At 38.7% G+C, this 11,421-nt stretch carries 11 protein-coding genes and 5 tRNA genes; 15 read left to right on the plus strand and 1 reads right to left on the minus strand.

The window, feature by feature from the left end:
• Window positions 1-88 precede the first annotated feature (88 nt).
• The 8 genes from thrS to LGB01_01670 all read left to right on the plus strand — a co-directional run bounded on the left by thrS (window position 89) and on the right by LGB01_01670 (window position 3,828).
• Window positions 89-1,903 carry a threonine--tRNA ligase gene (gene thrS, locus LGB01_01635; protein MCB4752924.1) on the plus strand — a complete coding sequence of 605 codons (1,815 nt, stop codon included), beginning with the start codon at window positions 89-91 and terminating at the stop codon, window positions 1,901-1,903.
• Complete coding sequence (gene infC, locus LGB01_01640) at window positions 1,900-2,451, plus strand: translation initiation factor IF-3 (GenBank protein ID MCB4752925.1); 552 nt, start codon at window positions 1,900-1,902, stop codon at window positions 2,449-2,451. The genes thrS and infC overlap by 4 nt, the downstream gene beginning before the upstream one ends.
• A 156-nt stretch (window positions 2,452-2,607) precedes the next feature.
• Window positions 2,608-2,684, plus strand: a tRNA-Pro gene (locus LGB01_01645).
• A 48-nt stretch (window positions 2,685-2,732) separates the two neighbouring features.
• A tRNA-His gene (locus tag LGB01_01650) sits at window positions 2,733-2,808 on the plus strand.
• A 31-nt stretch (window positions 2,809-2,839) separates the two neighbouring features.
• Window positions 2,840-2,916 (plus strand) — tRNA-Arg (locus LGB01_01655).
• Window positions 2,917-2,928: 12 nt separating this feature from the next.
• Window positions 2,929-3,005, plus strand: a tRNA-Arg gene (locus LGB01_01660).
• Window positions 3,006-3,033: 28 nt separating this feature from the next.
• Window positions 3,034-3,118 (plus strand) — tRNA-Leu (locus LGB01_01665).
• A 209-nt stretch (window positions 3,119-3,327) separates the two neighbouring features.
• On the plus strand, window positions 3,328-3,828 hold the full coding sequence (locus LGB01_01670) for a YajQ family cyclic di-GMP-binding protein (GenBank protein MCB4752926.1): 501 nt from the start codon (window positions 3,328-3,330) through the stop codon (window positions 3,826-3,828).
• Between the two features lie 24 nt (window positions 3,829-3,852).
• Here LGB01_01670 and LGB01_01675 read toward each other — a convergent pair whose 3' ends face one another.
• Window positions 3,853-4,110 carry a hypothetical protein gene (locus LGB01_01675; GenBank protein MCB4752927.1) on the minus strand — a complete coding sequence of 86 codons (258 nt, stop codon included), beginning with the start codon at window positions 4,108-4,110 and terminating at the stop codon, window positions 3,853-3,855.
• Between the two features lie 131 nt (window positions 4,111-4,241).
• Here LGB01_01675 and LGB01_01680 point away from each other — a divergent pair, with 131 nt between their 5' ends.
• The 7 genes from LGB01_01680 to purF all read left to right on the plus strand — a co-directional run bounded on the left by LGB01_01680 (window position 4,242) and on the right by purF (window position 11,288).
• Window positions 4,242-6,353: a molybdopterin-dependent oxidoreductase gene (locus LGB01_01680; protein MCB4752928.1), complete on the plus strand. Its 2,112-nt coding sequence runs from the start codon at window positions 4,242-4,244 to the stop codon at window positions 6,351-6,353.
• A 56-nt stretch (window positions 6,354-6,409) separates the two neighbouring features.
• The gene (locus LGB01_01685) at window positions 6,410-6,751 is read left to right on the plus strand and encodes a YraN family protein (protein ID MCB4752929.1); all 342 of its coding nucleotides are present in this window, start codon (window positions 6,410-6,412) and stop codon (window positions 6,749-6,751) included.
• Between the two features lie 31 nt (window positions 6,752-6,782).
• Window positions 6,783-7,571, plus strand: coding sequence for a phytanoyl-CoA dioxygenase family protein (locus LGB01_01690; protein MCB4752930.1), 789 nt, complete (start codon window positions 6,783-6,785; stop codon window positions 7,569-7,571).
• A 122-nt stretch (window positions 7,572-7,693) separates the two neighbouring features.
• Entirely contained in the window at window positions 7,694-8,011 is a 318-nt protein-coding gene (trxA, locus tag LGB01_01695; GenBank protein ID MCB4752931.1) for a thioredoxin, read from the plus strand.
• Window positions 8,012-8,154: 143 nt separating this feature from the next.
• Window positions 8,155-9,096, plus strand: a complete 942-nt coding sequence (gene trxB / locus LGB01_01700) for a thioredoxin-disulfide reductase (GenBank protein ID MCB4752932.1) — start codon at window positions 8,155-8,157, stop codon at window positions 9,094-9,096.
• A 1-nt stretch (window position 9,097) separates the two neighbouring features.
• Window positions 9,098-9,865, plus strand: coding sequence for a 4-hydroxy-tetrahydrodipicolinate reductase (gene dapB, locus LGB01_01705; protein ID MCB4752933.1), 768 nt, complete (start codon window positions 9,098-9,100; stop codon window positions 9,863-9,865).
• Window positions 9,866-9,917: 52 nt separating this feature from the next.
• Window positions 9,918-11,288, plus strand: a complete 1,371-nt coding sequence (purF, locus tag LGB01_01710; GenBank protein ID MCB4752934.1) for an amidophosphoribosyltransferase — start codon at window positions 9,918-9,920, stop codon at window positions 11,286-11,288.
• Window positions 11,289-11,421: the final 133 nt, after the last annotated feature.

Here is an 11,421-nt window from a genome sequence, read left to right on the forward strand (position 1 = left end):
ATGTTTTGGTGTAAAAGTTGATTTTAGCTATAATGGCTCCATTTTTAAGTGCCCTCAGGGTGATTACTAGATTATAAAAGGTTTTATTTTGAGTGAGAATTTAATTGGTTATTTAGATGATCAAGGAAATATTATCGATACACAGAGTATAGAAGAGAGCTGTAATGCAATCCCTGTTGAGTATGATAACAGTGGAAAAGCATTGGAGATTATTCGCCATTCCACAGCACACCTAATGGCACAAGCAATTACTGAGCTTTATACCAATGCCAAGTTTTTTGTCGGTCCTGTCATTGATGAAGGTTTCTACTATGATTTTCGCGTAGAAGAGAAAATTGGTGAGGAAGATCTTAGAAAGATTGAAAAAAAGATGAAAGAACTCATCAAGAAGAAATACAAGATAGAAAAGTATGAGATATCCAAAGAAGAGGCACTCAAAAAGTTTAAGAATGATGATCTTAAACAAGCAGTACTCTCGCGTATTCCTGATGAGACAGTCTCTATTTATAAACAAGGTGATTTTGAAGATCTCTGTCGCGGACCACATGTGCCGGCACTACGATTTTTAAATAATTTCAAACTTACCCGAGTGGCAGGTGCCTATCTTGGTGGCAATGAGAATGCTGAGATGCTTACTCGTATTTATGGTATAGCATTTGCAACCAAAGAGGCACTTAAAGAGTATACTACTATGCTTGAAGAGGCTAAAAAGCGTGACCATCGAAAGATTGGTTCAGAGATGGAGCTTTTCATGTTCAATGAAGAGTCTGGTGCAGGATTACCATTTTGGATGCCACAGGGTGCTAAGTTGCGCTACAAGCTTGAACAAATTCTTCATAATGCACACCTTATACGCGGCTATGAGCCTGTACGTGGTCCTGAGATTCTCAAGGCAGATATGTGGCGTACATCTGGTCACTATGCTTGTTATGGGGAAAATATGTACCTTACTGAGATTGATGAACAAGAATATGGCATTAAGCCAATGAATTGTATTGGTCATATTCAGATTTTCAAGCAGACACAAAAGAGTTACCGCGATCTTCCATTGCGCTACTATGAGTACGGGGTAGTACATAGGCATGAGAAGTCTGGAGTATTGCATGGATTACTTCGTGTACGTGAATTTACACAAGATGATGCACATATTTTCTGTACACCTGAGCAGATTTCATCTGAAGTGCTTGATGTTGTCAAGTTTGTTGACAGCGTTATGAAACTTTTTGGTTTTGAGTATACAATGGAAATCTCTACTAAACCTGAAAAGGCCATTGGTGATGATATGGTTTGGGAAGTGGCAACACAAGGTCTCAAGGATGCGCTTGAGGGTAATAATTTACCGTATACCATCGATGAGGGTGGAGGTGCCTTTTATGGACCAAAGATTGACATAAAGATCACTGATGCCATTGGGAGAAAATGGCAGTGTGGAACCATACAGGTTGACTTCAATCTTCCTGAGCGTTTTGAGGTGGAGTATGTTTCAGAAGATAACAGTCGTAAGCAACCAGTCATGATTCACCGTGCAATCTTGGGGAGCTTTGAGCGTTTTATTGGTATCTTGACAGAGCATTATGCTGGAGAGTTTCCATTTTTCTTAGCACCCACACAAGTGATTTTTGTACCAATTGGTGAGAGTCATGCTAATTATGCTTATAAACTTAAGAAAACGTTGCGTATGGCAGGCATAGACGCAGAGATTAATAATAAGAATGATTCACTGAATAAGCGCATCAGAACGGCAGAGAAGCAACGTGTGCCATATGTAGTGATTATTGGAGATGAAGAGGTAGATAACAATACAGTCGCCATTCGTAACCGACGTACTCGTGAACAGTATAATCTTACACAAGATGAATTTATGGTAGAATTGACTAAACAACTTACAGAAGGAACAATTTGAGTAGACAAAACGATAGAAACAACAGGGGTAGAAAGAAGCCCGATAGTACCATTATGAATGGTGCTATTAGGGCTAGTGAGCTGAGAGTACTTGGAGATGATGGCGAACAATTTGGTATTATTTCCAGTAACGAAGCATTACGTATTGCAGAAGAGAAAGGATTGGATTTGGTACTTGTGTCACCTGATGCCAATCCCCCTGTTGCTAAGATTATGGACTATGGAAAACATAAATATCAGCTTGAGAAAAAGAAAAAAGAGGCAAGAAAAAACCAAAAGAAAATTGAGGTTAAAGAGGTTAAGTTCTCCTGTAAAATTGCAGAAAATGATATTGCTTATAAAGTTAAACATGCTCGTGAATTTCTTGAAAAAGGCAAGCATGTTAAGTTGAGAGTTTTTCTGCGAGGTCGTGAAATGGCAAATCCTGAATGGGGTGTAGAAGTGCTCAATCGTGTTTGGCCAATGATAGAAGATATTGCACAACTTGAGTCTGCTCCAAAACAAGAGGGGCGATATATCAATATGTATGCTACACCATTAAAGAAGTAGTATTCTATTGATATACTTCTAGAAATAGTTGATTTAGGTATTTTATAGTTATTTTCTCTGAAGACTATCTTCAGTAGTGCTGTTGATTTTTCTATTTTTTCCAGGAAACTATTGACAAATAGAAACCTTTTTACTATAATTGCAATCCTTTTATTTCGGAGTGTAGCGCAGTCTGGTAGCGCACCTGGTTTGGGACCAGGGGGTCGAAGGTTCGAGTCCTTTCACTCCGACCATTTTAGTATCGAAAATAGTAATAAGACATTAAAATATGTTTTTTTATGGTAGGCGTAGTTCAGTTGGTAGAGCACCAGTTTGTGGCACTGGTTGTCGCGGGTTCGAGCCCCGTCGCCTACCCCATATTGATTGAGTACTAACCTATTCCAAAGTTGCGCTAGTAGCTCAATTGGATAGAGCATCAGACTTCGGATCTGAGGGTTAGGGGTTCGACTCCTCTCTGGCGTACCACTTTATGTAGATGCACTCGTAGCTCAGCTGGATAGAGCACCCGCCTTCTAAGCGGGCGGTCTCAGGTTCGAATCCTGACGGGTGTACCACCTTTTATTGTTGTTAAGATAAAACTATGCGGATGTGGTGGAATTGGTAGACACGCCAGACTTAGGATCTGGTGCCTAACGGTGTGGAGGTTCGAGTCCTCTCATCCGTACCATCTGAAAATCCCTTATATGCACCATTCAATCACTATTTATAATTGTTAGGTTTACTAAAAACAATACGGCTTTTATTTCTTATCTTCAAAGCTAAGACTTCCTGCGTTTATTTTTTTAATACTCTATATAGTTGCGTTACCTTTTTTAAAATTCTAATTGGGGTATAATCTTTATAAAATCAATATCTAAGATATATAAAGGAGATAGAATGGCAAAAGACCACTATTTCGATATTACAGCAAAGCTTGACATGATGGAGATGAAAAATGCTATTGAGCAGGTAAAAAAAGAGGTGAATACGCGCTTTGATTTTAAAGGAATTATGATTGACATAGACTTAAACGAAAAAGCCAAAGTGCTAAACCTCTCTTCTTCTAGTGATAATAAGATTGATACACTAAAGGATATTGTACTCTCAAAAATGATTAAGCGTGGGCTCTCCCCAAAGTCACTCGAAGAGGTCAAGACTGAAGGGATAAGTGGTGGAAATATTAAAGTGATCTACCGCATTATCGACAGTATTGAGAAAGATGAAGCAAAGAAAATTGTTAAGACAATTAAAGATGCTAAACTTAAAGTTACACCTACAATTCAAGGTGATGAGATACGTGTCACTGGAAAGAAAATTGATGATCTTCAATTAGTCATTACGCTTGTAAGAAAAATAGAAGACCTTAAAGCACCGCTGGTATTTGGAAACTTTAAGTAGGGATAAACTTCCATAGGTTAACCCCTATGAACAGTGCCCACCACCACAACATCCACCGCCACGGCTCTCTTCTTTTTTTCTCTCTTCAACCTGAATGACAATTTTATTTTCTCCCTCTTCTACTGCAGTAAAAAAGTGCTTTTGACAAAATTCTCTGTTCATGTGGTTTTCCATAAGCCGCGCTTGCATAAGTGCGTCATCTTTGCTTTTAAATACTATTGGATTGACATAGTCGCTTTTTTTGAAGCAACCGCACTCTTTTTGCATTTCAATTGTAAACATCTGGTACTCCTAGTGTGATATAATCTATCCTCAATGACGAGGTTTAATCAGGATGATAGTCAAAAAAGTTTAATATAGGATAAATTTTGTCCAAGATAGTGGTTTAAGACTGTAACGAAAAAGGATGGACGATGACAAAAAAATATGATAGGCAAGAGATAGAGAGTGTTTGCACCTATTGTGGAGTTGGATGTGACATTACTGGTGTAGTAGAAGATAATGAGATTGTTAAGATTTATGCACAAAAAGATGGTGTAGTTTCTGAAGGAAAGCTTTGTATTAAAGGGAAATATGGATACGACTTTGTGGAAGCAAAAGATCGCATAAGAGAGCCACGCATTAAAAAATCCTTTTTAGATTGTAATCCACAAATCTCTAATAAGTTTGAAGGAAAACTAACAGAGTTTGATGGTGATTATATGACTTGCAGTATGGAGGTAGCAGTCAAAATTGCTGCAATGAAGCTTGGCGAGATAAAGGAAAAATATGGTGGATGGAGTTTTTGTGCGATAGGTGGTGCAAGAACCAACTGTGAAAGTGCCTATGTATTCCAAAAGTTTACCCGTGAAATAATGGAATCACCCCATGTAGATAATTGTGGACGAGTTTGTCATGCACCCAGTCTTAAGGGAATGCGTACGACTATAGGAGAGGGGGCTGCAACCAATCCTTATAATGATATTTACGATACAGAGTTTATGGTGGTTATTGGCTCCAATACGATGGAAGCACATCCAATTATTGCCAATCGTATGGTAGCACAGGCAAAGAAACTCAACAATCTTGCTATTATTGATGTGCGAGAGACAAAAATGGCAAAGCTTGCCAAGTATAACTGTGTAATTCCCTATGAAGCCAATTTGCTTATTTTAAATATGATGGCATATGTAATTATTGATGAGGAACTTTACAATAAGGACTTTATTGACAACCGTACCAAAGGTTTTAATGCATACAAAGAGCAGATACTGAATGATGCTTATGCTAATCCAAAGTTTTTTGAGCAGATTGAGGGGTATGAATATCTTGCTAAGATGATCCCCAATATTGCTCGTGAGTATGCGGTTAAAAAATCAATGATATTTTGGGGGCTTGGAATCACTGAGCACCTTGATGGTTCTTATGCAGTGATGGCGATTACCCATTTGGCACTTTTAACAGGCAATATTGGTAAAACTGGTGCAGGACTGATGCCACTTCGTGGGCAGAATAATGTACAAGGTGCATGTGATATGGGGTGTCTTCCTTATTATGACCCTGACTATGAGACACCGGAGAAAATAGGGCTAATGACTCCACAGCTAATTGATGAAATGCTTGAAGGGAGGGTAAAGGCACTACTCAATATGGGTGAAGATATCAGCCATATCCACCCCAACATCAATAAAAGCAATAAGGCACTAGATGGACTAGAGTTTTTAATGGTTCAGGATCTTTTTATGGTGGAGACAGCAAAGAAGGCAGATATAGTCATAGGGGTACGTTCTGCTTATGAGAAAACGGGAGTCTACATCAATGCAATGCGACGTCTACATCTTTCTCAACCATTGGTTAAGTCTAATCTTCCTGATGATTGGGAAGTATTGACAATGATTGCTAGAGAGATGGGAGGTGATGAAAACTTCTACTTTAAAAATAGTGAAGATGTTTGGAATGAAGTGCGCAAAAAGGCTCCTAAGCGTTTTGCTGGGGCAGAGTATTATCGCTTGGCACGTCACCGAAAACGTGGAATGCAGTGGCCTATTCATGATGATGATACGCCAGTACTTCATCTGCTTGATTTTAGAACCAAAGATGGGTTGGGATGCTATAGTTATCATCAATATAAACTTCGTGGAATGGTGAGAGAGATTGTCGAAAAAAATTTCTATAAAGAGAGCTTGACAGGATACTACCTCACCACAGGACGTACATTGGCTCACTACAATAATGCTGCACAGACTAAGCGTAGTGATAAGCTTGATACAAAATATGATGAAGATATATTGCTTGTGCCACTTGAAGATGAAGGAAAATTTGGTAACAGAATAGTTTTAAAAAGCCAGTATGGAGAGAGCGAAGCACTGTTAGTACACTATACCGATAAAGTCAAGCCTCGTACACTTTTTTGTACTTTTCATCATGCCAGAAGTCGTATTAATGCACTTTTTGGTGATGAGTGTGATGAGCTTATTATGACTGCACGTTTTAAGTCGGTAAAAGTTGATATAATTCCTGTAGGAGACAATATAGCATGTGGCTAACACTTTGAGAAGATCATATGTCCCACTTTAGAAATAAGTGAATAGGAAAAGAGATGATGCATGAGTTACCTAAAATATTTGGTGATACCAGCGAAGATTTGGCAACACGGTTTCTGGAGCAAGAAGGATATATAATTATCGAACGAAATTACTTTGCTAGAAAACTTGGAGAGATTGATATTGTTGCCCAAAAAGATGGAGTATTACATTTTGTTGAAGTTAAATCAGCCAAGGCAGATTTTGATCCTATTTATAATATGACTTTTGCTAAATTGCGTAAAGTAATTAATTCGGCACATTACTATATGAAAAGTAAACATATTGATATACCATTTAGTATTGATGCGCTCATTATTCGGGGTGATGAGGTTGAGTTTTTGGAGAATGTTACGCTATAATCACCTTTAATCCACAAGAAAAGAGTATGTTATGATACTAACTGAAATACAGTTGGAGCAATTTGAAAGAGATGGCTTTTTACTACTTCCAAGTTTTGTCAATGCGGAACGATGTGATACCATATGTGATATTTCCAAAGCACATTTAAAACATAAGGTACCTCCTATTGAAACAGAGTTGGAGTATGTGGGTAAAACCAAAGAAGAGCGCAAGCTTATTGCCGATGGTAAGGCACACCTGTTTGAAAAACAGGTGACAGTACGAAGACTCAGGCAGGTCTACCGTCGTGATATTGTTTTTAGGCAGTGGATGGAGGAGCCAAAAATGCGTCCAGTGCTCAAACAGATACTTGGAGAAGATCCAACGATTACCATTGCTCACCACAACTCTATTATGACCAAAATGCCACATACCTCTACAGAGACAAGATGGCATCAAGATTTCCGCTATTGGAACTTTGAGAACGATAATCTTGTCTCGATATGGTTAGCACTAGATGAAGAGTGTAGTCAAAATGGTGTATTAGAGTTTATACCAGGTAGTCATAAGATGTTATTTATACCAGAGCAGTTTGATGAAAAGGAGTATTTTCGGGAAGATGTTAACGAAAATCAGAAACTTATAGCAACCAAAACATCACATATATTACAAAAAGGTGATGTGGTGCTTTTTCACTGTAAGTTGTTGCATCGTGCCAATAAAAATATGACCAATAAGCCCAAGATATCATTTGTGTATACGGTAAAGGGGTGCAATAATCAAGCAATCTTTGGAACACGTTCTGCAGCTTATGAGGAGGTGCCACTAGTTATAATTTAATATAAGTGTGTCATATAGTGTAATTTCACTTTAAAATTGATATAGAATAGAATTAAGATATAACCCATTAATAGATTTTGGCTATAATCTTTAAATAAAACTATAATACAAAAGGATTAAATATGGCAAAATATGTAGAACTCACTTCTGCGAATTTTGAAGATACAGTAAAAGAAGGTGTTACAATGGTAGATTTTTGGGCTCCATGGTGTGGTCCTTGTAGAATGATTGCGCCAGTTGTTGAAGAGCTTGCAGAAGATTTTGATGGAAAAGCAACAATTGCAAAAGTAAATACAGACGAGCAGCAGGATCTTGCAGTCAAGTATGGTATTAGATCGATTCCGGCAATTCTCTTCTTTAAGGATGGCGAAGTGGTTGATCAGATGGTCGGTGCTGCTTCTAAAGATGCATTTGCAGAAAAAATCAATACACTAATCTAAGTACCTTTGCAGAAGGATACACCTTCTGCATCTTAATATTCTTGCATACTACCCTATAAATTTTTTTACATAGAATTATTAACCAAGTATTTAAAGTGTATAATTTGTTTTAAATATTTGTTTTATTATTTTAAAGGTGCAGCATGTTAGATTGTGCAATTATTGGTGGAGGACCTGCAGGTTTGACGGCAGGACTCTATGCGACACGTGGCGGACTGAAAAATGTTGTACTTTTTGAAGTAGGGCTGCCTGGTGGGCAGATTACACAAAGTTCAGAAATAGAAAACTATCCGGGTTTTTTCGACCATACCAAGACAGGTATGGATTTTATGAATACTTGGCAAGAGCAGTGTTTTCATTTTGGACTCAAGCATGAGATGCAGAAAGTTGAACAGGTTACTAAAGAGGATACATATTTTATTATCACCCTTGAAAATGGCAGCACAATAAAGTCGAAGACAGCTATTGTTTGTACTGGGAGCATACCTAAGCGTGCTGGATTTAAGGGTGAAGATGAGTTCTTTGGGCGCGGAGTAAGTACCTGTGCAACCTGTGATGGTTTTTTTTACAAAGATAAACCAGTTACAGTTCTTGGTGGAGGTGATACAGCATTAGAAGAGGCTATTTACCTTTCTGGGATTGTCTCTAATGTCTATTTGGTACACAGAAATGATACTTTTAGTGCAGCACCTTCAACGATAGAGCGTATCAAAAATAAAGAGAATATTCACTTTATACTTAATTCGGTAGTAGAGGAGGTATTAGGAGATGCAGCAGGGGTACATTCTGTACGCGTAAAGAACCTTAAAACAGATGAGAGACAAGTACTGGATACGCCAGGACTGTTTGTGTTTGTTGGACACAATGTTAACAACGGTGTTCTCAAAGATAAGAATGCTGGCTTTATTTGTGATGTAAATGATTGGGGACAAGTAGTGGTCGATTTGGGTATGAAAACTTCTATGGAAGGACTCTACGTTGCAGGAGATTTACGTATTGAGGCACCTAAACAGGTAGTGGTTGCAGCAGGCGATGGTGCAACAGCAGCATTACAGGTAATTTCATATATTCAGGAGCAGATGTAATATGACAAAAGTAGGAATTGTGGGTAGTACAGGCAGGATGGGAAGACATCTTATTGACAATATACTTGAAGATGAAGTATTAACACTATCGGGACTGCATGTTTTTGATGAACTTAAAATGAATGTGCCAGATACTGTACTTATTACCAATAGTATGGATGCACTTCTTGAGGTATGTGATGTTATTATAGATTTTTCGGCACCAGTAGCAACTGAAGTATTGTGTGAAGTTGCACTAAAAAATCCAACTCCATTGGTTGTGGCAACTACAGGATTTACCGAGCATCACCAAAATCTTTTAATAGAAGCCGCCAAGAAGATGCCAGTGCTCTACTCATCCAACATGTCTGCAGGAATTGCGTTACTCAAGCAGTTAGTAGAGCAAGTCTCGGAAACACTGAAGGATTTTGATATTGAGATTGTTGAACAGCATCATCGATACAAAGTTGATGCACCAAGTGGCACAGCATTGACATTAGCGGAGTTTGCCGCGAAAGGTCGTGGGCTTAGCCTTGATGAGGTACGTATTAGCGGAAGAGACGGGCAGGTTGGTGCTAGAACCAAGGATGAGATTTCGGTGATGGCATTAAGGGGTGGTGATATTGTCGGTCGCCATACAGTTGGTTTTTACAATGATGGTGAGTTTCTTGAGCTCAACCACACTGCTACTAGCCGTGAGACCTTTTCCAAAGGTGCCATTAGGGCAGCCAAGTGGCTGATTGATCAACCGGCAGGGTTTTACACAATTAATGATTGTCTGGGAATTTGATAATGAATAATACAAGCCAATATTATTTACCTATTTTGCAAGGATATGTTTAATGTGTGCTATTGTCGGTATTTTTGGTGCAAGGAAAGCCTCTACAGTGGCATATTATTCTCTTTTTTCTATGCAACATCGTGGACAGGAGGCGACGGGGATATCTGTTGCCAATGGCAAGAAGATTCAACTATACAAAAAACATGGTATGGTTGCTGATGTTTTTTCCCAAGAAATACTTGATGATATGGAAGGTGGATGTGCTGTAGGTCACAATCGTTATTCCACTGCAGGCAGTGAATCACAAGGAGATGCTCAGCCAGTTTTTGCAAAATATAAGCTAGGTGAGATCTCTGTGGTTCACAATGGAAATCTTGTCAATAAGTATGAAGTACGTCATGATCTTATTGCTAAAGGAGCTATCTTTCAAACCGATATGGATACGGAGAATATTATACACCTAATTGCAAAGTCTCAGAAGTGTGCATTGGTTGACCGTATTAAAGATATGCTTACAAAAATTGAAGGTGCCTACTGTTTGGCAATCCAAAGTCGCTCGAAGATGTTTGTTGTTCGTGATCGCTATGGTATCAGACCATTAAGCCTAGGGAGATTGCCTGATAATGGATGGATGGTTGCAAGTGAAACCTGTGCATTTGATCTTGTGGGTGCAGAATTTATTCGTGATATTAATCCGGGGGAAATGCTGATATTTGAAGAGGGAAAAGAACCTGTCAGTGAGCAAATCTTTGAACCAGACTATCATCCATGCGCATTTGAATATATCTATTTTGCTAGACCTGATTCAATGATTGATGGAAAGAATGTTTATGAAATGCGCTTGAAGATGGGACAAAAGCTTGCAGAAGAGACACCCGTGGAGGTAGACATTGTGCTTCCAGTACCTGACAGTGGCGTGGCAGCAGCACGTGGTTATGCAGATGGGCTGGGGGTACCTTTTGAGATGGGGATTGTGCGTAATCACTATGTAGGACGTACCTTCATTGAGCCAACACAGGAGATTCGTGATCTGAAGGTAAAGCTCAAGCTTTCTCCTATCAAGCATCTTATTGAGGGAAAACGTGTAGTAATCATCGATGACTCATTGGTGCGAGGTACGACTTCTAAGCAGATTGTACGTATGCTTAAAGAGGCGGGAGCCAAAGAGGTACATATGCGTATTGCAGCACCAGAAATTAAGTTTCCTTGCCGTTATGGAATTGATACACCGACCAAGACAGAACTTATCTCTACTAAGATGAATCCAGAAGAGATTGCCAAAAGTATGGGAGCCGATTCGCTTGGTTTCCTCTCGATTGAAGGTTTAGTTGAATCACTAGGTAAAGAGCGTACCTATTCACTTGTCAGTTTTGATGGAAAATATTTTGCTGGAGGAAATGCAGATAGTCCCCGTTGTTTAGATTTTTACTAGTAGATATATTTATATGTATTGTCTCTATGGGTGAAGCAATCAAGAGTTATATTTTACTACAGAGACTCCAATAGTATATGGCTACACTATAATTATGAGATATTTGAATAAGATCTTAAAAGAATATATAATA

The sequence above is a fragment of the Sulfurovum sp. genome, from assembly GCA_020525365.1.
In the GTDB taxonomy this organism is placed as follows: Bacteria; Campylobacterota; Campylobacteria; order Campylobacterales; family Sulfurovaceae; genus Sulfurovum.

Bases quoted from the DNA above. Each gene is read 5' to 3' on its own strand.
- LGB01_01670 (MCB4752926.1), top strand. From the start codon at position 3,328: ATGGCAAAAGACCACTATTTCGATATTACAGCAAAGCTTGACATGATG.
- LGB01_01675 (MCB4752927.1), bottom strand. From the start codon at position 4,110: ATGTTTACAATTGAAATGCAAAAAGAGTGCGGTTGCTTCAAAAAAAGC.
- LGB01_01680 (MCB4752928.1), top strand. From the start codon at position 4,242: ATGACAAAAAAATATGATAGGCAAGAGATAGAGAGTGTTTGCACCTAT.
- LGB01_01685 (MCB4752929.1), top strand. From the start codon at position 6,410: ATGCATGAGTTACCTAAAATATTTGGTGATACCAGCGAAGATTTGGCA.
- LGB01_01690 (MCB4752930.1), top strand. From the start codon at position 6,783: ATGATACTAACTGAAATACAGTTGGAGCAATTTGAAAGAGATGGCTTT.
- trxA (MCB4752931.1), top strand. From the start codon at position 7,694: ATGGCAAAATATGTAGAACTCACTTCTGCGAATTTTGAAGATACAGTA.
- trxB (MCB4752932.1), top strand. From the start codon at position 8,155: ATGTTAGATTGTGCAATTATTGGTGGAGGACCTGCAGGTTTGACGGCA.
- dapB (MCB4752933.1), top strand. From the start codon at position 9,098: ATGACAAAAGTAGGAATTGTGGGTAGTACAGGCAGGATGGGAAGACAT.
- purF (MCB4752934.1), top strand. From the start codon at position 9,918: ATGTGTGCTATTGTCGGTATTTTTGGTGCAAGGAAAGCCTCTACAGTG.